Annotated in this window: 20 protein-coding genes; 12 read left to right on the top strand and 8 right to left on the bottom strand. The window is 60.7% G+C overall.

Translation table 11 applies throughout. The features are described 5' to 3' along the window. Window positions 1-2: 2 nt before the first annotated feature. Window positions 3-1,814: a peptide MFS transporter gene (locus tag ACMC5O_RS06360; protein ID WP_187709466.1), complete on the bottom strand. Its 1,812-nt coding sequence runs from the start codon at window positions 1,812-1,814 to the stop codon at window positions 3-5. Between the two features lie 110 nt (window positions 1,815-1,924). On the opposite strand from ACMC5O_RS06360, the gene ACMC5O_RS06365 reads away from it, so the two are divergent. Together ACMC5O_RS06365 and ACMC5O_RS06370 are read left to right on the top strand one after the other, a co-directional pair. After that, complete coding sequence (locus ACMC5O_RS06365) at window positions 1,925-2,512, top strand: nitroreductase family protein (RefSeq protein ID WP_187709465.1); 588 nt, start codon at window positions 1,925-1,927, stop codon at window positions 2,510-2,512. A 31-nt stretch (window positions 2,513-2,543) separates the two neighbouring features. After that, window positions 2,544-2,900 (top strand): GntR family transcriptional regulator, encoded by a 357-nt coding sequence (locus ACMC5O_RS06370; RefSeq protein WP_187709464.1) that lies wholly within the window; start codon window positions 2,544-2,546, stop codon window positions 2,898-2,900. Here ACMC5O_RS06370 and ACMC5O_RS06375 read toward each other — a convergent pair. After that, window positions 2,897-4,588, bottom strand: coding sequence for an acyl-CoA dehydrogenase family protein (locus ACMC5O_RS06375; protein WP_187709463.1), 1,692 nt, complete (start codon window positions 4,586-4,588; stop codon window positions 2,897-2,899). The two genes, ACMC5O_RS06370 and ACMC5O_RS06375, sit on opposite strands and share 4 nt — an antisense overlap. 47 nt (window positions 4,589-4,635) lie before the next feature. On the opposite strand from ACMC5O_RS06375, the gene ACMC5O_RS06380 reads away from it, so the two are divergent. The 3 genes from ACMC5O_RS06380 to ACMC5O_RS06390 all read left to right on the top strand — a co-directional run bounded on the left by ACMC5O_RS06380 (window position 4,636) and on the right by ACMC5O_RS06390 (window position 7,132). Then, entirely contained in the window at window positions 4,636-5,559 is a 924-nt protein-coding gene (locus ACMC5O_RS06380; RefSeq protein WP_426693453.1) for an L-threonylcarbamoyladenylate synthase, read from the top strand. A 237-nt stretch (window positions 5,560-5,796) separates the two neighbouring features. After that, window positions 5,797-5,904, top strand: coding sequence for a hypothetical protein (locus ACMC5O_RS06385; RefSeq protein ID WP_426693516.1), 108 nt, complete (start codon window positions 5,797-5,799; stop codon window positions 5,902-5,904). Between the two features lie 190 nt (window positions 5,905-6,094). Further along, entirely contained in the window at window positions 6,095-7,132 is a 1,038-nt protein-coding gene (locus ACMC5O_RS06390; protein ID WP_187709462.1) for an SDR family oxidoreductase, read from the top strand. 3 nt (window positions 7,133-7,135) lie between these two features. Here ACMC5O_RS06390 and msrA read toward each other — a convergent pair whose 3' ends face one another. After that, on the bottom strand, window positions 7,136-7,684 hold the full coding sequence (gene msrA, locus ACMC5O_RS06395) for a peptide-methionine (S)-S-oxide reductase MsrA (protein ID WP_187709461.1): 549 nt from the start codon (window positions 7,682-7,684) through the stop codon (window positions 7,136-7,138). Between the two features lie 40 nt (window positions 7,685-7,724). Beyond that, a complete protein-coding gene (locus ACMC5O_RS06400; protein ID WP_426693454.1) occupies window positions 7,725-8,426 on the bottom strand; it encodes a PilZ domain-containing protein in 702 nt (233 codons plus the stop codon). A gap of 135 nt (window positions 8,427-8,561) precedes the next feature. On the opposite strand from ACMC5O_RS06400, the gene ACMC5O_RS06405 reads away from it, so the two are divergent. Continuing rightward, a complete protein-coding gene (locus tag ACMC5O_RS06405) occupies window positions 8,562-8,948 on the top strand; it encodes a response regulator (protein WP_187709458.1) in 387 nt (128 codons plus the stop codon). Beyond that, window positions 8,945-9,796, top strand: a complete 852-nt coding sequence (locus tag ACMC5O_RS06410; RefSeq protein WP_187709457.1) for an EAL domain-containing protein — start codon at window positions 8,945-8,947, stop codon at window positions 9,794-9,796. The genes ACMC5O_RS06405 and ACMC5O_RS06410 overlap by 4 nt, the downstream gene beginning before the upstream one ends. Here ACMC5O_RS06410 and amaB read toward each other — a convergent pair. The 4 genes from amaB to ACMC5O_RS06430 all read right to left on the bottom strand — a co-directional run bounded on the left by amaB (window position 9,755) and on the right by ACMC5O_RS06430 (window position 14,391). After that, complete coding sequence (amaB, locus tag ACMC5O_RS06415; protein ID WP_187709456.1) at window positions 9,755-11,221, bottom strand: L-piperidine-6-carboxylate dehydrogenase; 1,467 nt, start codon at window positions 11,219-11,221, stop codon at window positions 9,755-9,757. The genes ACMC5O_RS06410 and amaB overlap by 42 nt on opposite strands. After that, entirely contained in the window at window positions 11,218-12,351 is a 1,134-nt protein-coding gene (locus ACMC5O_RS06420; protein WP_426693455.1) for an aminotransferase, read from the bottom strand. The genes amaB and ACMC5O_RS06420 overlap by 4 nt, the downstream gene beginning before the upstream one ends. Before the next feature lie 17 nt (window positions 12,352-12,368). After that, on the bottom strand, window positions 12,369-13,457 hold the full coding sequence (locus tag ACMC5O_RS06425; RefSeq protein WP_187709455.1) for a CaiB/BaiF CoA transferase family protein: 1,089 nt from the start codon (window positions 13,455-13,457) through the stop codon (window positions 12,369-12,371). A gap of 169 nt (window positions 13,458-13,626) precedes the next feature. After that, a complete protein-coding gene (locus ACMC5O_RS06430; RefSeq protein ID WP_187709454.1) occupies window positions 13,627-14,391 on the bottom strand; it encodes an outer membrane protein in 765 nt (254 codons plus the stop codon). A 531-nt stretch (window positions 14,392-14,922) separates the two neighbouring features. Between ACMC5O_RS06430 and ACMC5O_RS06435 the strand changes: the two genes are divergently transcribed. The 5 genes from ACMC5O_RS06435 (at window position 14,923) to ACMC5O_RS06455 (ending at window position 19,654) form a co-directional block, all read left to right on the top strand. Beyond that, complete coding sequence (locus ACMC5O_RS06435) at window positions 14,923-15,957, top strand: mannose-1-phosphate guanylyltransferase (protein WP_426693456.1); 1,035 nt, start codon at window positions 14,923-14,925, stop codon at window positions 15,955-15,957. 433 nt (window positions 15,958-16,390) lie between these two features. Then, window positions 16,391-17,155 (top strand): hypothetical protein, encoded by a 765-nt coding sequence (locus tag ACMC5O_RS06440; protein ID WP_343070237.1) that lies wholly within the window; start codon window positions 16,391-16,393, stop codon window positions 17,153-17,155. Window positions 17,156-17,166: 11 nt separating this feature from the next. Beyond that, entirely contained in the window at window positions 17,167-17,820 is a 654-nt protein-coding gene (locus ACMC5O_RS06445) for an ABC transporter ATP-binding protein (protein WP_187709453.1), read from the top strand. After that, on the top strand, window positions 17,817-19,079 hold the full coding sequence (locus tag ACMC5O_RS06450) for a glycosyltransferase family 4 protein (RefSeq protein ID WP_187709452.1): 1,263 nt from the start codon (window positions 17,817-17,819) through the stop codon (window positions 19,077-19,079). Before ACMC5O_RS06445 ends, ACMC5O_RS06450 begins: the two co-directional genes overlap by 4 nt. Then, window positions 19,076-19,654, top strand: a complete 579-nt coding sequence (locus ACMC5O_RS06455) for a DUF4214 domain-containing protein (RefSeq protein ID WP_187709451.1) — start codon at window positions 19,076-19,078, stop codon at window positions 19,652-19,654. The genes ACMC5O_RS06450 and ACMC5O_RS06455 overlap by 4 nt, the downstream gene beginning before the upstream one ends. The last annotated feature ends 170 nt before the right edge of the window (window positions 19,655-19,824 follow it).

Consider the following 19,824-nt stretch of genomic DNA (forward strand, 5'->3'; position numbering starts at 1 on the left):
ATTTATTTGACACCGTGCATCCATTTCTGGAGCGGCCAGCTTAGCAGGAACAGCACGACGCCCGCGCCAATAGCGATCCACGCAATCGTCGTGAATGTCGAAGTGTAGGTATCCAGGCTGACCTTCAAGTTCGTCACCTGGCCACCGACCGTTTCGACGCTCGCGAACTGAGCGACGACACCCGCGACATATTGCGCGACAGAGATCGAGAGGAACCAAACGCCCATCATCAGGCCGACGACCCTGGCAATGGATAGCTTGGTGATCATGCTCAATCCGACAGGCGATATGCACAATTCTGCGAGCGAATGGATCAGGTAGAGCCCAGCGAGCCACCAAAGGCCAACCTGCCAATTGTTCTCAGGTCCGGCGAAAGTGGTTCCGAGAACGAGGAACAGGAAGCCAGCACCCACGCCCATCAAGGCGATCGAGAACTTGACCGGGATCGACGGCTCGAGACCGCGCTTGGCCAGGCCCAGCCAAAGCAGGCTCATTAGCGGAGCGAAGACGACGATCGAGATCGGATTGAAGTTCTGCGTCTGCGGCGCGGACATAGTGAACAACCCGAACACGTCGCGATCCGTGTTACGGTCGGCGAACAGGGTCAGCGATGAACCGGCCTGCTCGAAGAGCGTCCAGAAGAAGACGTTGAAGACGATGAGGATCATCGCCGCCGTCATCATCTGCGCTTCCTGCTTGGTCCCCTTGGCGAAGGACCAAGCGAGGATGCCGGGTACTGCGACGATGAAGGTTCCGAACAACAGTTTGCCCATCAAAGGCAGGGAGGCGATGTAACCGATGAAGCCCGAACCAGCCTCCGCCTCGGTGGCATTCATCAGGTTGCTGAACAGAAACACGAACACCGGCACCGCGAGCAATGCGCAAATGTAGATCGTGATGTCCCGATTCTTTGCGGTCTCGGGCCGCTCGCCGTAACCGGCCAGGCGTCCGCCATCGAACTGGATGAGCGCATAGCTGATCAACATGCCGACACCGGCGAGACTGAGGCCAGCCCACCAGCCAAACCAGTCCGCGAGGAATGGGCAGAGCAACTGGCCGCCAATCGATCCCAGGTTGATACCCATGTAAAAGATCGTGAAGCCGGCATCGCGACGGCGATCGCCCTGGTCGTAGAGCGCGCCGACGATGGTCGAGATATTCGGCTTGAAGAAGCCGTTGCCGACCGACACCAGCGACAGTGCAACCAGCATTATGATCAACGTCATCTGATCGCGCTCGCCGCCGAACTCGATCGAGCCCTTGGGAAGGCGCTTTGCCTCCTGCCCACTGTTCAGAAGAGAAACCGACCCGTCTTCATTGCCACGGATCTGCAGCTTCTGCCCGTTCTCCACGAGGAAGCGAGCCTCGTTCGGATCGCTCGTTGGCCGGTCGACGAAATTATCGACGACGACTTCATAGCGGTGGCCATTGACCTCAGCGTACGGCTTTGCCGGGGACCCTCCGAATGCGAGCGTGAAATAGCCGATCGCCATCAGGATGGCGCCGAACTTGATGGATCGCTTGGAGCCCAGATATTGGTCGGCGATGAAGCCGCCGACTAGCGGGGTCAGGTAAACGAGCGCCGTGTAACCACCGTAGAGACCGGTTGCTTGCTGATCCGAGAAGAGAAAGTGCTTTGTCAGATAGAGCGTAAGCAACGCCCGCATGCCGTAGTAGCCAAAGCGCTCCCACATCTCCGTGGTGAACAGGCGGGCGAGCTCGCGCGGATGACCAAACCACGTCTTCTTATCGGCGGGATTGGTTCGGCCCGATGCGGGCGAAAAAGGTTCTTCTACGGCCGGTGTATCGACCATCCGGTTGTCTCCCCTCGCGGATGCGAAAAAATTTTTGCGACCCTAACGGGCAAATACGGCTTGTGAAGCGGATTGTTGCAGGCGTGCCCCTCCCCTAGATGACCGGCCACATGTTGAATGACCGTTCCTCAGCTTTGTCGCTCCTCAAGACCCGCCGCTCCGGCCGACCGCGTGAGATGGTCGCCCCCGGCCCGTCCGACGACGAGCTTCGCCAGATCCTCGAAATCGCAATGCGGGTCCCCGATCACGGTAAACTCGCGCCATGGCGTTTCGTGATCGTCGGAAAGGACCAGCGTGAGCAGTTCGCGCTACTCCTGCGCCGGGCGCTCCAGGAGGAAGACCCCTGCGCAGGCCCTGCGCACCACGAAAAGGCGGATCAGTTTGCACGTCAGGGCGAGGCTCTCGTCGTGCTCGTCTCCACGCCGGTCCCGGAGCACAAAATCCCGGTCTGGGAGCAGGAATTGTCCGCCGGCGCCGCGGCCATGAACCTGCTGCACGCCGGGCATGCGATGGGTTACGTCGGTGGCTGGATTACCGGCTGGGAGGCCTATTCGCCGAAGGTCAATGCAGCCTTTGCGAAGCCCGGCGAGCGTATCGCAGGTTTCATCTATTTCGGCTCGCCCGGACGCGAGTTGGAGGAGCGGCCGAGGCCCGATCCCTCGGAAATTGTTCGGAAATGGGACCCACCTTCCGATTGACCCAAACTGCGCAGTGCTGTATTAGAACAGCATGACGCTTAAGACGAGCCACGAAAAGCCGGTTTACGTCCGCCTTCGCGAAACGATTGCGGACGCGATCCTCTCCGGAAAGTACAAGGACGGGGACCCGCTTCCGTCGGTTCGTGCGCTTGCGGCGGAGGAGCAGGCCAATCCCCTCACGGTCGCGAAGGCCTATCAGGGATTCCAGGATGAAGGTCTGGTCACTGTACGGCGCGGCGTCGGCCTGTTTGTTGCGCCGGGCGCCCGCACTCGCCTGCGCGACGGCGAGCGCAAGCGCTTCGTCGAAACGGAATGGCCGGCGATCCGCGACCGCATGGCTCGCCTCGGAATCAATCCCGTCGAACTGCTGGACCGCGAGAGCGCTTAGGCGAGCTCTTCCGCCGGGGCGCGATAAAGAAGCTCCGTCGTGGCTGCCGCCCCCGCCCCAAGTCCGAGAGCTTCGGGAACAACGATCGACAGAAAATATGCGACTGCTGCGCTGCGCCCCGCATTGCCGGCGTCCGCTTCTCCAGCGTCGATTGCTCGGCCCAGTCGTTCGATCAGCCATCCGGCCGTAAGAACTGCGGCCATCGTCATGAGAGGATAGCTCGCGACCAGCCGGTCGCCGGGCTCCGCATTGCGGGCCGTTGCGACCAGGATTTCCACCTCGTCCGCAAGCGCGATAAGCTCTTCATGAAGAGATTCCGCTCGAATGTCCGCCATCAGGGCGTCGAAGGCACCGCCACCGTCAAGGCCAATCTTCCGCTGGACGAAGTCGGCGGCCTGAATACCGTTGGTTCCTTCATAGATCGGAGCAATGCGCGCATCGCGCAGGTGCTGCGCAGCGCCAGTTTCTTCGATGAAGCCCATTCCCCCGTGGACCTGGATTCCGAGGCTGGCGACTTCGCACCCAACGTCCGTGCACCACGCTTTCACCAGCGGCGTCAGGACATCCGCACGAAGGCCAGCTTCGCGGTCGCCGAGGATATCGCGATCGAGCTGGCCGAATGCGTAGTAAGCGAGCGCTCGTGCGGCCATGGTGAGCGCGCGCATTCGCACCAGCATCCGTCGCACGTCGGGATGGTCGGCGATCCGGATCGGAAGACCAGAGCGCTGCCCCTGCTTCCGTTCCAGCGCATAGGCGACCGCCCGTTGCGTCGCCCGCTCGGCCAGACCGACACCCTGCAGCCCGACGTTGAGGCGCGCATGGTTCATCATCGTGAACATCGCACGCATGCCGCCAAGTTCCTCGCCAACGAGCCAGCCGGTCGCTCCACCATTCTCGCCGTAGCCCATCACGCAGGTTGGCGACGCGTGAATGCCCATCTTGTGCTCGATCGACACGCAATGGAGATCGTTGGACTCGCCATCCGGCAGTATCTTCGGAACGAGGAAGAGCGAGATGCCTTTCGTCCCGTCCGGTGCGCCTGGCGTTCTGGCAAGCACCAGGTGGATGATGTTGTCTGTGAAGTCATGCTCACCGTACGTAATGAAGATCTTCGTGCCGGTGATCCGCCAGCTGCCGTCACCCGTAGGCGTCGCGCGTGACTTGAGAGCTCCCACGTCGCTCCCCGCCTGCGACTCTGTGAGGTTCATCGTCGCCGTCCACTCGCCGCTGACGATCCTGGGAAGATATTGGCGCTTCAGCTCCTCTGAGCCGTGGGCCTCGATCGCCTCGACCGCACCGAGGCCCAGCATCGGGCAAAGCGCGAACGCGACGTTGGCCGCGTTGAAATCCTCCATCATCGCCGCCGACAGGCTGTTCGGAAGTCCCTGCCCGCCAGCTTCGACTGGCCCCGACAGGCCCATCCACCCGCCCTCGACGAACTTTGAATAGGCCTCCCGAAAACCCGGAGGTGTGGTGACCATGCCGTCCGACCATCGCGATGCCGTCCGGTCACCAATCTCATTGAGTGGCGCAAGTTCGCCCTCCGCAAACTCCGCCGCAGCTTCGAGCAAGGCATCGACCGTCTCGGGCGTCGCTTCGGCAAACCGGTTCGATTTCGCCAGCTCGGAAACGCGAACAACATGGTTCAACACGAGGCGTTGGTCGCTGACGGGACAGGCGAAGCTCATTCACGCATCCTTGGCTGTTGGCTCACAGCGTCTATAGCGGCGGCGCTATGCCCGAGGCCACCCGCATACTAACGTTCAGCGACGAGGCCATCGACGCCGCTGCACGCCTGATCGGCGAAGGTTTTCCAGTCGCGATCGCGACGGAGACTGTTTACGGCCTTGCCGCCGACGCCACCAATGCTGAGGCAGTCGCTCGCATCTACGAAGCCAAGGGAAGGCCAAGCTTCAACCCGTTGATCGTGCACGTGCCCGATCTCACGGCTGCCGAGCGCATTGGCGAATTCAGCAACGAGGCGCGGGCGCTTGCGGATCAATATTGGCCGGGGCCCCTGACCTTGGTCGTTCCGCTCCGCGCCAACGCCGGCATTTCCTCGCTCGTCACGGCCGGCCTTTCGACCATCGCCCTTCGAGTGCCTGCTCATCCCGCCATGCAGGCCCTGCTTCGACGGACTGGCAGACCTCTCGCCGCCCCTTCTGCCAACGCCAGCGGAAGGATCAGTCCAACGAGGGCAGAGCATGTTCTAAAAAGCCTCGAAGGCCGCATTCCGCTGATCGTCGACGCGGGGCCGACCGAGCGCGGGCTGGAGTCCACCATCGTTGCAGCGACGGACGGGCAGATAAGGCTACTGCGGCGCGGGCCGGTCTCGGTCGCGGGCGCGATTGAAGCGGTAACTGCTGAGATCGAAGCACCCGGCCAACTCGCCAGCCATTATGCGCCGTCGAAGCCTCTGAGGCTGAACGCGGCCGAAGCAACGCAAGACGAATTCATGATCGGCTTCGGAAAGGCGGGCGGAGACGTCAATCTCAGCGCGAATGGCGATCCGGTCGAAGCCGCGGCACGCCTGTTTGAGTTGCTTCACGTCGCGGACGGCTCCGCCAAACCGCGGATTGCGGTCGCTCCGATTCCCGATGAAGGTCTCGGCGCCGCGATCAACGACCGCCTGCGCCGCGCCGCGGCCCCACGTGGTTGACGGAGCGTCGTCCTGTCGCGAGGTATCGCGGCAATGAGCGACCGAGGAGGTCGGCTACCTCCCGGAGGTGACCCTGTCGGGGCGGCGGGTGAACGACAGAATGGGCACTGCTGGAGCGAAGGGCGTCGCCAAGCTGCTTGCAGCGAGCGGTAAGCCACCACCTCAGGCGCGCGTCGGAATCCTCGGCTTCACGTTCAAGAGAACGTACCCGATATCCGGAATTCGAAGGTCATCGATATTCACACGGAGCTACGCAAACTCGGTGCAGAGCCCATCGTTCACGACCCGACGGCCGACCCGGACGATCTCAATCGCGTATGGCATCGAAATGGAGGCGATCGATGAATTTGCCGACTTGTCGGCGCTCATACTTGCCGTACCGCATGCAAAATTTGATTCGATAACGGGCGAGAGCATCAGGCATGATCGAACATGGAGGAGTGTTCATCGACGTGAAATCGTGCGTTAACCCGGCATCGCTCAGATCCGACATCACCTATTGGAGCCTTTGAGGCCAGAACGGAGCGGGACAGTTTTGAACGCAACCCTGCAAAACTTACTGGCTCGCGAGAACGCCACCTGGCTCGTAACCGGCGCCGCCGGCTTCATCGGTTCGAACCTGGTCGAAGTCCTCTTGCGGGGCGGCCAGAAGGTGGTCGGCCTCGACAATTTTGCGACCGGGCATCAGCGCAACCTCGACGAGCTTCAACGGCTGCTTCCCGAAGTTTATGCTGGCAATTTTCGGATGGTCGAAGGGGACATACGGGACCGGGAGACCTGCCGATCGATCGTTGAAGGCGTGGACTTCATCCTCCACCAGGCGGCGCTTGGTTCCGTACCACGCTCAATCGACGATCCCGTGACGTCACACAACGTGAACGTCACCGGTTTCGTCAACATGCTGGACGCGGCGCGTCAGGCGGAGGTCAAGCGCTTCATCTACGCAGCCTCGAGCTCGACGTATGGAGATTCCACCGAGCTCCCGAAACGAGAAGACCGGATTGGCCAGCCCCTATCGCCGTACGCCCTGACCAAGCTGGTCAACGAGCAATACGCTGCCGTTTACGCCCGAACCTATGGGTTCAAGGCGACGGGCCTCCGCTATTTCAACGTTTTCGGTCCGAGGCAGGATCCGAACGGCGCATATGCAGCAGTCATCCCGAAATGGGTCTCGGCGATGATCACTGACGACACCGTCACGATCAATGGCGACGGACTGACGACCCGGGATTTCTGTTACGTCGCGAATGCGGTTCAGGCGAACATTCGGGCCGCGCTTGCGCCGGACGAAGCGCAAGGAGAGGTTTACAACGTAGCGGTCGGTGACCGCACCAGCCTGCTCGACCTGTTCCAGCTGTTGCAGCACGGCCTTGCTCAGCACCAGGTTCACTATCATCGCGACCCGGTGATGGGCCCGTTCCGGCGCGGCGACGTCCGCGACACCCAGGCCTCGATCGAGAAGGCGCGGCGCCTCCTGGACTATTCGCCTACGCACAACCTCGCGCAGGGCCTCAATGACGCTTTGCCCTGGTACCTCAACTTCTTCCGATCTGAAGCGTCGCCAGCGCCGTAGAGGTTAAGCGGGAGCGCCTGCGCCTTTCACGCGCGCCTGGAAACTCTTGCGGAGCTTCTGAAGCTTCGGCGGGATCGTCGCGATGCAGTAGGGATTCCGCTGGCCTTCGCCTTCCCAATATTGCTGGTGATAGTCCTCCGCAGGCCACCATTCGGATTTCGGCTCGATCGTCGTCACCACGCGGCCATCGAGGTCGGCATTTGCGCGATCGAGGCCCGCGCGGGCCTCCCGCTCCTGCTCCTCGTCCTGCGGGAAGATCGCCGAGCGATACTGGGTTCCGACGTCATTGCCCTGGCGATTGAGCTGGGTCGGATCATGGGTCGCAAAGAAAATGTCGAGCAGGTCGGCGTAGCTGAGCACGTCCGGATCGAAGGTGATGCGGATGGCTTCGGCATGGCCCGTGTCTCCGCCGCAAACCTGTTTGTAGCTGGGGCTCGGGACGGATCCGCCCGTGTAGCCGCTCTCGACCTTTTTCACGCCAACGACATCGTTGAACACGGCTTCGGTGCACCAGAAGCACCCACCTGCAAAGACAGCGACTTGTTCGGCCATGATCCGCTCCTGCTGATTGGAGCGTCTAAAATAGGAAGCGTCAGCTGTTTTGGTAAGCCGCCTTCAGGCTGGCGAGCTCCAGCCGCTTTCCGACCCACTCGGCCAGATCCTCGAACGACAGCGCGTCGTCGAAGACGATGCCTGCCTTGCGATTCGAGTACCAGCGGACCTCGCCACGGATAGGGCGGAGGCTCTCGACGACCACGACGACCTTCTTGCCGAGACAATATTCGTCAATCGGCTCGACCTTCATTCCGCCGAGCGAAATGTCGTGAACGTCCACAGTGTAGTAAGTCTTGTCGACGCGGAGCGACGCCTTGCAGCTGACGTCCAGCCGCGGCGGGCGGGCGCGGAAACCATGACGCGGCTTGCGGCCCGCGAGCAGTTCCCCAAGGTCGATATTCTGGTCGAACTTCACGCCGACCGTTCCGTCGCGAATCCAGACAACCGATCCGGGGATCTTCTGCGAAGAGAGTTCGACGGTAACTATGTCGCCCACCGAGACCGGTTGGCCGATTTCGGCCATCAGGCCGCCAGCTGAGACGTTACGGACGCGAATGAGCTGCACACCCGAAGGACCATCGAGCTTGGCAACGCGAAGCATGGGCGCCACCCGCTCTTCAGTGCGGCGCTCGCTTGGGCGCGGAACGGCGGTGCTAAGCGAGAAAGTCGTCGAATCGAAACTGCCGTCTTCCGGATTTGGAAGGCGGGTTTCTTTCCGGCGAATGAGCGATCCGAACATTCAAGCGCCTCCAAACGGCACATTTCGAGCGACGAATGTAACTAACTTGCGGTTAAGAACCGGTTTCATTTGTTTGACGTCCATGGGCATTCGAGCGCACACTTGCGGTCACGGTGTCGGCAGGAGTTTTCGCCGATGAAGCGGCCTCAGCTGCTTCTTATTGATGACGAGCCGGCGCTTGCCGATTTCGTTGCGAACGCGGCACGCGAGTGCGGCTTCGATCCTACTGTCACCTCGAATGACATGGCTTTCCGGGATGAATTCCGCGCCGGGCGGCCGGACGCCGTTGCGATGGATTTGGGCATGCCCGTCGATGGAGTCGAACTTCTGCGCTTCCTTTCGGACGAGCTCTTCCAAGGTCCGGTCCTCATCATCAGCGGCTTCGACCGCCGCGTCCTGGAGTCTGCGTTCCGGCTTGGAGAGGCCCAGGGCCTCAACATGGCCGGACCGCTCGAGAAACCCGTCCGGCTCGAGGAGCTTGAGGACTTGCTCAAGCGCCTCAAGCCGGTTGTGCCTTCATGACGGCAGCCGACCGCAAGCTGCTTGAAAGTTTCGGGCGCGCTCTGGCGACCCAGAAACTTCGCCTTGTTTATCAGCCCAAAGTCAGTCTTAAGGATGGTCGGCTTACACGAGTTGAGGCGCTCGTCCGATGGGACGATCCCGAGCTCGGTCCTGTCTCACCCTCCCGGTTTGTTCCTCTCGCCGAACAGCACGGACTGATCGACCCGCTGACAGAGTGGGGGTTGAGGACGACACTCAAGCAATGGCGAAAGTGGCGCGAGCAGGGTCTCGAGACGCGCCTCGCCTTCAATATTTCCGCCGTAAGCCTTCAGAGCCTCGATTTCCCCGACCTTGTCGAGCGAATGTGCCGCGCAGTGGGCGTTCCGACCGATCGGCTGGTGCTCGAACTGACGGAGGGCGCAACCCAGCCGCTCGTTCGCCTGATGGACACGCTCACCCGGTTCCGGATCAAGGGTATGGGCTTGGCGATCGACGATTTTGGGACAGGCTATTCATCGCTCCTGCAGCTTCGCCAACTGCCGTTCACGGAAGTGAAGATCGACCGCTGTTTCGTCAAAGACCTTCCCTCAGCGCATGATTCACGGCTGATCGTGCGGACGATCGTGGACCTTGCACACGGACTAGGCCTGGTTGCCACAGCAGAGGGCATCGAGACGATCGAGCAGCTCCGTTGCGTCCGCGAGCTCGGCTGCGATGTCGTTCAGGGCTTTCTGGTTGCGCCACCGCTCGATCCTGACGACCTGATCGGGTGGGACCGCGAGTTCAAGAAGCTCTGGCCAGCCCTTCTCTCCGACGAAAGCCTCGAGCTATGGGGCGATGTCGAAGCGGATACCCTGCGCCAAAGGTAAGTCGGTCCCGTAGTTCACCGTATTGGTCTGCCGCCGCATGTAGGCTCGCCAGCTGTCCGAACCACTCTCTCGGCCCCCGCCCGTCTCCTTCTCGCCGCCAAACGCGCCTCCGATTTCGGCCCCTGACGGGCCGATGTTGACATTGGCGATGCCGCAGTCCGATCCGGCTGCCGAAAGGAAGCGCTCGGCCTCGCGCAGATCGTTGGTGAAGATCGCGGACGACAGGCCCTGCGGCACCTCATTGTTCAGCCTCAGCGCTTCATCGAACTCTCGATACCGCAAGGCATAGAGGATTGGCGCGAAGGTCTCCTGGAGAACCGTCCCAGCCTGCGCTTCCGCCTCCACGAGTGCAGGGCGAACGTAATAACCACCCGAAATGGCGTCGACACGCTCGATCCGTTCTCCGAGCACCCGCTTCATTCCGTCGAAGGCGGATTCATCGATCAGCGGTCCGACAAGAGTGTCGTGCTCGCGAGGGTCGCCAACCTTCACATGGGCGAAAAGCTGCTTGAGCCGAGCGACAAGTTGGTCTGCGACCCTTTCATGGACGATCAGGCGCCGGAGCGTCGTGCAACGTTGTCCCGCCGTTCCCGCCGCCGAGAACAGAATTGCCCGCTCCGCCAGCGCTAGATCAGCCGACGGGCAGACAATCATCGCATTGTTCCCGCCAAGTTCGAGCAGCGCGCGCCCAAACCGCTGTGCGACGCGTGGCCCGACGGCGCGGCCCATTGCCGTTGAGCCGGTCGCGGAGACGAGTGCGATGCGGGGATCGTCGACCAGCTGCTCGCCAATCTCCCGGCCGCCCTGAACCAGCTGGACCAGCCCCTCCGGTGCATCGCCGAACCGCTTGAGCGCACGTTTCATAAGCGCAGTCACAGCTTCGGCCGTGAGCGGGGTCTTCTCGCTCGGCTTCCAGATGACCGGATTGCCGCAGACCAACGCAAGTGCGGCATTCCAAGCCCAGACGGCGACAGGAAAGTTGAATGCACTGATGACGAGCACCGGCCCAAGCGGATGCCACTGCTCCATCATCCGGTGGTTGGAACGCTCGCTGGCGATGGTGAGGCCGTAGAGCTGGCGCGAAAGACCGACAGCGAAGTCGCAGATGTCGATCATCTCCTGGACCTCGCCGAGGCCCTCCTGGAGGATCTTGCCACTTTCAAGAGTCACGAGCTTGGCCAGCGGCTCCTTGGCCGCGCGAAGCTCCTCGCCCAGCAGGCGAACGAGCTCACCGCGTCGCGGAGCTGGGACGGTTCGCCACCGCTCGAAGGCCTCTACGGCCGCACGTGCAGCCTCGGCCGGATCGGCAGTGCGGACTCGGCCGATTTCACTCCCGTCGATCGGCGACGAGCTGACAAGATCGCCGCCGTCGGCATTCACTCCCAATTCTTTCAGGATCGATGCGGCTTCCTCTGCCGGGCTCATTTGAAAAGCTCCCTTGCGCGCGCCATCGCTTCTACGCCCGCGTCGATCGTTTCGTCACGCTTGGCAAAGCAGAGCCGGACAAGATGTCGTGATGGATTGTCCTCGGCGAAAGCAGACACGGGTATCGTGGCAACGCGCGCTTGCTCGACCGCTGCCGTGGCGAACGTCTCGTCGTCCGCGTTCAGGCCCGACGCCTTTAGGTCAACGCACAGGAAATAGGTCGAAGCCGGCTCGAGAACCGCATAGCCCTCGTTGATCAATCCCGTGCGCATCCGCGCAAGCGCTCGGGCGAAGCGCTGCCGCATGGGCTCAATCCACGCATCACCCCCTTGCAGACCGAAAACCACGGCCGACTGTAGGTTCGGAGCCGTCGAGAACGTGAGAAACTGGTGCGCCCGCGCCGCAACCGCCGCATTCTCCGGCGAGGCGATGATCCAGCCCACTTTCCAACCGGTTAGCGAGAAGATCTTCCCGGCCGATCCCGCCTTCAAAGTCCGCTCAGCCATCCCGGAAAGCGTCGCGAGCGGCGTGAAGCGCTCATCATGAAGCAGGACGTGCTCCCAGACCTCATCGCTGATCACCATCAGGTCGTGCTCGATCGCGATGTCGGCGACGATCTGGAGTTCGTCTGGTCCAAACAGCCGGCCAGTGGGGTTCTGAGGATTATTGAAGATGATTGCGCGCGTCTTGCTGGTGACCGCCGCGCGAAGAGCGCCCCGGTCGATCTTCCATCCGGGCGGCTGAAGCGCGACTTCGCGAGGCTTCCCTCCTGCCCTCCGGATCATCGGAGCGTAGCTGTCGTACGCGGGCGTGAAGATGATCACTTCATCACCCGGCTCGACCGTCGACAGGATCATCGCGCCAAGTGCCTCCGTTGCGCCGCTGGTCACGCAAACATGATCCGGGTCGAGCTGCTGGGCGAAATGGCGCCCGTAATGGTCGGCGATTGCCTGCCTGAGCTGGGGTAACCCACTCGACGGGGCATATTGGTTGGAGGTCTCCTTCAGTGCCCGCGCCGCTTCATCAAGGATTTCGTCCGGCCAGCCGAAGTCGGGAAAGCCCTGCCCCAGGTTCACCGCGCCGTGCTTCGCGGCGGCGAGGCTCATGCGCTCGAACACGCTGACTTTCATATTCTCATAGAGCGGGTTCAAAGCAGCACACCCTCCGTCCGCAACCGCGCGATCTCGTCCCCGGAATATCCCAGCTCGCCGAGAATGACGTCTCCGTCCTGCCCCTCGCTCCTCGGCGGATCGGGTCGGTCGATCTGCGTCGCCGAGTATCGAGGCGCCGGCGCGGGTTGGAAGACGCCGTCCACGTCAAGAAAGGTGCGCCGGGCGATGTTGTGCGGATGAACCGGCGCTTCGCCGAGATCGAGCACGGGCGCGACGCAGGCGTCAGTCCCGGCGAAGTGGTTCACCCAGGCATCGCGCGTCCGGCTCTTGATCACGGTTGAGATTTCTTCTCGTGTCGCGCCTGGATTGAGCGCCAGTCCCTTGAAAAGGGCGTGCTGGAACTGGGGCTCAATCGCCCCGATCGCCAGGAACTTACCGTCAGAGCAGCGATAAATCCCGTAGGTCGCGGTCCCACCATCCAGAAGGTTCGCCTCCCGCTCGTCTTTCCAGAGCCCAGCGGCGAGCAGGCCGTAGGTCATCGCCCCGATCAGGGCCGCTCCGTCGCTCATTGCCGCGTCGACAACCTGACCGTCAGCGCCGCCCTTAACCGCTAGCAGCGCGCTGACCATGCCGAACGCCAGCATCATTCCGCCGCCGGCATAATCCCCGAGATAGTTGATCGGCGGTACGGGCCGCTCTTGCGGGCCGATGCCGTGAAGAAGCCCGCTCAGTGCAATGTAATTGATGTCGTGGCCGGCAGTCTGAGCGAGAGGGCCGGTCTGGCCCCAGCCCGTGACGCGGCCATAGACCAGCTTTAGATTCGTCCGAAGCAACTCATCCGGGCCAAGGCCGAGCCGCTCCATTACGCCTGGCCGATATCCTTCGATCAGACCGTCGGACTTCGCAGCGAGCCGCCGCACAATCTCGCAACCTCCCGGCTGCTTGAGGTCGAGTGAAATGCTTCGGCGCGACCGTCGAAGGGGATCGTTCTCGAAACCGATCATCCCGGCACGCTCGACGCGGATCACGTCAGCACCATGATCCGCGAGCATCATCGCGGCAAAGGGCGCCGGCCCGATACCGCCCAGCTCGACTATCCTGACGCCCTTCAGCGGCCCTGCCATGGCTGGCGTGCATGCACGTCAGATAGTGTCGTTTGCAAGGCTACGAACGCCGCCTCCCGTCCGTCACCTCTGCTCAATGCAACGATGAAATGCCTTCGAACTGAAGTCAGGTAGGCAAACGAAAGGGGAGCCGGCAGAAGCCGGCTCCCCTCCGTTAGTTCGCTGCTGCTTAGCCGCGCTCTGGAGCAGGCGGTGGCGGCGGCGGCGGCGGCGGCGGGGCCGGGCAGGCCTCGGTCGCCAGGATTACCGAACCGTCCGGGCACGTCTGAGTAGCAGGCGGCGGCGGCGGCGGCGGCGGCGGCGGCGGCGGCGGCGGCGGCGGCGGAGCCGCTTCCTGACCGCCGAAGCGGACACCCGCGCCAATCAGGAACGCAAGACGCGAGGAGTTGGTGCGGTAGTTTGAGTACCGGCCTTCGCCCTTCAGGTAGAACATGTTGCTGACGTCTTGTTCGATACCAGCGCCAACCTGCCAACCGCGGGTGCGGTAGTGGTTGTAGTAATCACCGTATGCGTCGTTGACCGGGATGCCCGGAGTGGCGACGGGATCGGCGTTGAAATACTTGCGCTGCTCGTTGATGACCCAGCCGCCCTTGACATAAAGAAGGGTCGACGGAGTGATCAGGGTGCCGGCGCGAAGGCCTGCGCCCCACTCTTCGAATGACTTGCGGTACGCAACTCCCGGTCCGTCACGAGTGACGTTCTCACCGCGCGCATTCCAGAAGCTGCCATACGGACCCACAATGAACCCGCCGAGATCGAAGTCGGCGCCGATTTCGCCTCCCCATCCGACATGGTTGTCGTGATTTCCTTCCGAATAGAAGCGATCAATGCCGACATCCGCCTCAGCGCGAATACCGTGCAGAGACTGCGCGTTCGCCTGCTGAGCGGCGAATAAGGCTAGCGCCGTGAAAGCGCCTACGCGAACTAGCTTCATCTTATCCCCTTTCTGTGTGGATACGTATTAATTGGAGTTCCCCGTCGGAAAATCGGGAACGTTCACTATGTTCCCTATCCGTCGCGTTAATTTTCATCATATGATAACGGAAGTTTAATGATCAACTGACGAAATACTTCTTCAAGATGATAACTCGTGAAGAATGGACCTCCTTACAACTAAATGGCAACAGAATAGACCCTCCGTAGTCAAGCTTGGTTCCGTGAGTGGCGCTTGATTTAGACGGGTATGTTGCGGGTTCGCAACAACTGCATATCCCTTAATTGCAGTATGCGAAGTTCCGCGATATGAGCCGCCCATCTTATGTTTAAGGCCTTGTAAACTGGTGCGTTCTGTGTCGGGTCAGCGACATTGTCACGTTAACCTGCTTCAGCCTTGTGCATGCAGAGTTGTTAAGATTTTGGGACGGGCATGAATTTCGACAGTCTTAATGGGATGGTTGCGAATACCGACAAGAGGCAAGAGAGTTCCCTTTGCGGTGACGTCTCGTCGTCTCGCGTGGCGCCCATCGTGCCTGTGGTGTTGAGCGGCGGGGGCGGAACACGGCTGTGGCCTTTCTCGACGGCCGAAATGCCCAAGCAATTCCTGCCGCTCGTGGGCGACAGTTCCCTTTTCAAGCAGGCATTGGCGAGGGTGAGCGATAAAGGCCGGTTCGCGTCAGCCATCGTTGTCGGAAGTGTTCGCCACGCTGAGCACTGCGAACAGGAATTGTCCGACTTCGAACAGTCGAGACTTGTCCTGGAGCCTTGTGCACGAAATACGGCGCCCGCAATCATTATGGCAGCGATGGTGGTCGACGAGATGCATGGGCCGGACGCGCTCCTGCTCGTGATGCCGAGCGATCACGTGATCGAAGATGTCGGCGCCTTCCATGATGCGATTTCAAAGGCAGTTCCTGCTGCACTTGCAGGCCGCCTGGTAACGTTTGGTATCCGTCCTACCGGTCCGGATATCAGCTTTGGCTATTTGCATATGGGAGCCGAGCTCGAGCCAGGCGTGATGGAGGTCGTGCGGTTCGTAGAAAAGCCGACTCTCCATGTCGCGGAATCGATGGTCGCCAGCGGAGATCATCTCTGGAACGCAGGTATTTTTCTTTTTCGGGCGGGCACTCTGCTGGAAGAGGCTGAGCGAGTGGCACCAGAGATCGCGCGGTGCGCGAAAGGTGCCATCGGCGCTGCGATCAGAGAAGGACACCGGATCACGCCGGACGTCGCTATTTTGTCGGAATGCCCGAGCGATTCCATCGACTATGCAATCATGGAACACGCATCGAATGTCGCGGTTGTTCCAATGTCGCCTGGTTGGTCGGACCTTGGAAGCTGGGACGCACTAGCGGACCTCGTAGGCTCCGATTCTACTTCCGGGCACGTCACGGCGCTGGAGTGTGATGATTGTTACATCCGCAGCGACGGGCTAGAGATCGCGGCGTTCGGCTTGCGAGACTTGATCGTCGTGGCCTCGGGGCGGCGCCTGCTGGTGCTTCCGCGAGGCCGTTCGCAAGAAGTCAAACAGCTGTTGTCGGCGATGGAGTCGACAGCTGCCTAACTAAAGGCGTGGCATTTTGCTGCGGAGCATCGGTGCGGAGGACACCTCAATAAACGTGTATCAAGACCTCACCTCAAGGTGGTCGATTTCCACCTTGCGAGTTCGCGAACGAATTCGGAAGATCAACTGGCTATTCTTAGCCACTGTTGTCGTGCCGACCGGTGTTGCGATCGCATACTACGGATTGCTTGCTTCGGACGTTTACGTTTCTGAATCCAGCTTCGTCGTGCGGAGCCCGGATAAACCTTCGACAAGCGGATTTGGCGTGCTCTTGAAGAGCGCCGGATTCAGCAATGCAAATGATGAAGTGTTTGCCGCGCAGGATTTCATCCGTTCGCGAGATGCCCTCCGTGCAATAAACAAGGGGGGCGCCTTCAAGGCTTCCTACTCTGCGCCCGACATTTCCGTCTTCGATCGTTTCAATCCGACCGGAATGCGTGGATCATTCGAGGACCTCTTCGACTATTTCCGCAAAAAGGTCGACGTGAACTTCGACAGTTCAAATTCGATCACCAAGCTGACCGTACGCGCCTATAATTCTGAAGACGCGTACCGGTTTAATGAAGAGCTGCTGCAGCTCGCCGAGCATACGGTCAATCGGCTGAACGAGCGCGGTCGGCAGGACCTCATCGGGTTCGCGCAGGCGGAGGTCAATCAGGCCAAAATCGAATCCAGAGAGGCCGCTGCCAAGCTCGCCTCGTTCCGCAACCAATCCGGTGTGGTCGACCCGGAAAAGCAAGCGGCAGTTCAATTGCAGATGGTTTCGAAGCTTCAGGACGAGCTCATTGCCACGCGAACTCAACTTGCCGAATTGCAGCGCTACGCGCCTGAGAACCCGCAGGTTGAATCCTTCCGAATCCGGATCGGAAGTCTCCAGCGACAAATCGGCGAAGAGTCAGCCAAGGTTGCTGGGAGCCAGCGCTCGCTGGCTGGGACTGCTGCCCAGTATCAGCGTCTGTCACTCGAAAGTCAGTTCGCCGACAAAAACCTGGCCGCGGCAATGAGTTCGCTGCTCGAGGCGCAGAATGAAGCTCGCCGAAAGCAAGCGTACGTAGAGAGGATTTCCCGACCGAACACTCCGGACGAGGCGACCGAGCCTCGACGACTTCGCGGAATTCTGGCGACCTTCATCCTGGGTCTCGTTGCCTGGGGCATTCTGTCGATGTTGCTTGCCGGCATTCGCGAGCATCGGGACTAGTCCGAGCCGCCGTGATCAAACTTACCAACGTCAGCAAGACCTATGAGACCCGTACCGGGCCCGTCACAATCTTCAGTGATGTGAATCTGAGTGTAACTGCAGGCCAGAAGGTCGGCGTCCTAGGTCGAAACGGCGCCGGAAAATCAACGATCATTCGCCTAATCAGCGGAGCGGAAATGCCGACCTCGGGCCGCGTCGAGCGACGTATGAGCGTGTCGTGGCCACTCGCATTCGGCGGTGCGTTTCAGGGCGCATTGACCGGGCTTGATAATCTCCGCTTCATCTCGCGTGTCTACGGGGCGAACGCGGAAGACAAAGTCGGCTTCGTCGAGGACTTTTCAGAGCTTGGCACCTATTTCCGCGAACCTGTTCGAACCTATTCTTCGGGCATGCGCGCCCGCCTTGCGTTCGCTATTTCGATGGTTGTCGAATTTGATTGCTTCCTCATCGACGAAATCGTTGCGGTCGGCGATGCCCGGTTCACCGAGAAGTGCCGTCACGAACTCTTCGAAAAGCGCGGCGACCGAGCAATGATAATCGTTTCACACGACCGCGAATTCATCCGTCAGCATTGCGAGCAGGCGGCCGTGCTGACCGGTGGTCATCTTCATCAGTTTGCGAGCGTTGAAGAAGCCTATCAGTTCTACGGGGAACATCAGCAGTGAATCTCGCGGCCAAAAATCGCTGGCCCGCGGACGAAAAGGTGGGCTTGGGCGATGCCGCAAAGGTGGCGCCAGCGCCGTCCCGTCAGCTACTGCTAGACGTCTCGAACATCGCGAAGAACGACGCTCGCACCGGGATCCAGCGGGTTGTCAGAGCTGTTGTGGCCGCACTCCAACATGTAGACCTCCAAGGAATTTCCGTTAGGCTAATCGCGGCGGATAAAACAACATTCTACCGGCGCCTCCCCGACAATTGGCTCCAAGAAGCAAGGCCCGGCCGGGAACTCCGACTACTCGATCACCCGCCAGTTCGAGTGCGCCGGGGCGATATATTCTTTGGTCTCGATTTCACTTCGTCAATCCTTCCTCATCACGAGGACAGGCTGGCCGCGTGGCGCAGTGAGGGCGTGGAGATCCGGCTGGTCCTGTACGATCTGCTCCCGCTGACGCATGGGCGGTGGTTCACCATGAAGATGCGGCGCAATTTCCGCCGGTGGCTCAATCTCGTCGAGCGTCGCGCAGACCGAATCGTGGCTATTTCGGAATCCGTTGCGAATGAGTTTGCTGCCTGGCAGCGCCGTCCGCGCATTCGCGCGCGCCGCAACATCCCTGTTTCGACGGCACGATTGGGCAGCGATATCTCCGCCTCTCTACCCAGCAAAGGCTTGCCGGGAGACAGTGAATCTGTCCTGTCATGGATGAGGCAGGGCCGCACTCTGTTGATGGTCGGGACCATCGAGCCTCGGAAAGGTTACGAGCAGGCAGTCGCTGCGTTCGAATGGCTAAAGCGCGAAGGAGACAAAGCAACTCAATTCCTGGTGATCGGGCGAGGCGGCTGGAAAACCGAACAACTGCAGCAGAAGATGCGAATGTTATCTCAGGCCAACAGACAGTTCCGATGGATCGATTCTGCCAGCGACGAATTCCTGGAACATATCTATCGCCGCGCGTCGGGATTGCTCGTCGCCAGCGAGGGCGAAGGCTTTGGACTTCCAATTGTTGAGGCACTCTCGCACGGCAAACCAGTTCTCGCGCGTGATCTCGCGGTCTTTCGTGAGCTTGAAGGTCCGGGCGTCAGTTTCTTCGAAGGCCGCACCGGGGCGCAACTGGGCAATGCGATCGTAAATTGGTTGGAAGAGAATGCTCGTGATGGAACCGCTGTACTGCGCCGCACCGCAAGCTGGACCGAAGCAGCCGCGATGCTATCCGATCTACTTATTTCTCCAAGTACCCAGACCGAAACTGAAAGGCCTGGTCGATGAGTGAGAAGAGGAAGCCGGGCGCCAATAACCTTGCCGAACTCCTGTCCAGTTGGGACAGCGAGTTCGTCGAGAAGGCTTATTGGACCCTGCTGGGCCGCGCACCTGATCCTGACGGAGGAACTCACTACCTAAACCAAATCAGGTCCGGTGTGTCGAAGCTCACAATCCTGCTTCGACTTAGCGAGTCTCAAGAAGGTCGCGCTCAGGACCACCAGGTCGATGGCTTGGACGATGCCCTGAGAAAACATCGGCAGGCTATACGGCCCTTCACAGGTGGTATCGTTCGAATGATTACCGGTCGCGCTGGAGACACTGGACAAGAACGAACGCGACGCGCGATCGTGAATCATCTCGCCGCAATCAATCCTGAAGCAGGGACAATGACGGATGTCGACGCGAGAGACCGGCATGCAAACTTCCCGTCAGCGAGTGTCGGTGCCCGAACGGAATTCGGAATGGTCGACCATCTGCTGATGAGAATGGTGCGGGTTGAAGCCTCGCTTAAACGCATCGAGGACCGGCTTAAGCGAATCCCTCCTCCTAAGGGCAGTGAGAAGGTAGCTCGACGAAGCTGAGGTCAATGCCGGAGCGCTTAAAGAGGGCGACTGGCTATGCTGCAGAAATTCAATCGTTTCGGTCAACGCTCAAAGTCCATTGAGCCAGAACCTTGTCAACGCGTCGGAGAATTTAATGTGGACTGAGAGTCAGAGCAGTGAAACGAGGGGCGCTGAAAGCCGCACGCTGC

Source organism: Sphingomonas sediminicola (assembly GCF_049991885.1).
Classification (GTDB): domain Bacteria; phylum Pseudomonadota; class Alphaproteobacteria; order Sphingomonadales; family Sphingomonadaceae; genus Sphingomicrobium; species Sphingomicrobium sediminicola.

What these genes read in the sequence shown, in the direction of transcription:
- ACMC5O_RS06370 (WP_187709464.1), top strand. Translation starts at nt 2,544, where the DNA reads ATGACGCTTAAGACGAGCCACGAAAAGCCGGTTTACGTCCGCCTTCGC.
- amaB (WP_187709456.1), bottom strand. Translation starts at nt 11,221, where the DNA reads ATGAGCCCGGCAGAGGAAGCCGCATCGATCCTGAAAGAATTGGGAGTG.
- ACMC5O_RS06420 (WP_426693455.1), bottom strand. Translation starts at nt 12,351, where the DNA reads ATGAAAGTCAGCGTGTTCGAGCGCATGAGCCTCGCCGCCGCGAAGCAC.
- ACMC5O_RS06365 (WP_187709465.1), top strand. Translation starts at nt 1,925, where the DNA reads ATGTTGAATGACCGTTCCTCAGCTTTGTCGCTCCTCAAGACCCGCCGC.
- ACMC5O_RS06400 (WP_426693454.1), bottom strand. Translation starts at nt 8,426, where the DNA reads ATGTTCGGATCGCTCATTCGCCGGAAAGAAACCCGCCTTCCAAATCCG.
- ACMC5O_RS06360 (WP_187709466.1), bottom strand. Translation starts at nt 1,814, where the DNA reads ATGGTCGATACACCGGCCGTAGAAGAACCTTTTTCGCCCGCATCGGGC.
- ACMC5O_RS06405 (WP_187709458.1), top strand. Translation starts at nt 8,562, where the DNA reads ATGAAGCGGCCTCAGCTGCTTCTTATTGATGACGAGCCGGCGCTTGCC.
- ACMC5O_RS06380 (WP_426693453.1), top strand. Translation starts at nt 4,636, where the DNA reads ATGCCCGAGGCCACCCGCATACTAACGTTCAGCGACGAGGCCATCGAC.
- ACMC5O_RS06440 (WP_343070237.1), top strand. Translation starts at nt 16,391, where the DNA reads ATGCGTGGATCATTCGAGGACCTCTTCGACTATTTCCGCAAAAAGGTC.
- ACMC5O_RS06425 (WP_187709455.1), bottom strand. Translation starts at nt 13,457, where the DNA reads ATGGCAGGGCCGCTGAAGGGCGTCAGGATAGTCGAGCTGGGCGGTATC.
- ACMC5O_RS06455 (WP_187709451.1), top strand. Translation starts at nt 19,076, where the DNA reads ATGAGTGAGAAGAGGAAGCCGGGCGCCAATAACCTTGCCGAACTCCTG.
- ACMC5O_RS06410 (WP_187709457.1), top strand. Translation starts at nt 8,945, where the DNA reads ATGACGGCAGCCGACCGCAAGCTGCTTGAAAGTTTCGGGCGCGCTCTG.
- ACMC5O_RS06375 (WP_187709463.1), bottom strand. Translation starts at nt 4,588, where the DNA reads ATGAGCTTCGCCTGTCCCGTCAGCGACCAACGCCTCGTGTTGAACCAT.
- ACMC5O_RS06430 (WP_187709454.1), bottom strand. Translation starts at nt 14,391, where the DNA reads ATGAAGCTAGTTCGCGTAGGCGCTTTCACGGCGCTAGCCTTATTCGCC.
- msrA (WP_187709461.1), bottom strand. Translation starts at nt 7,684, where the DNA reads ATGGCCGAACAAGTCGCTGTCTTTGCAGGTGGGTGCTTCTGGTGCACC.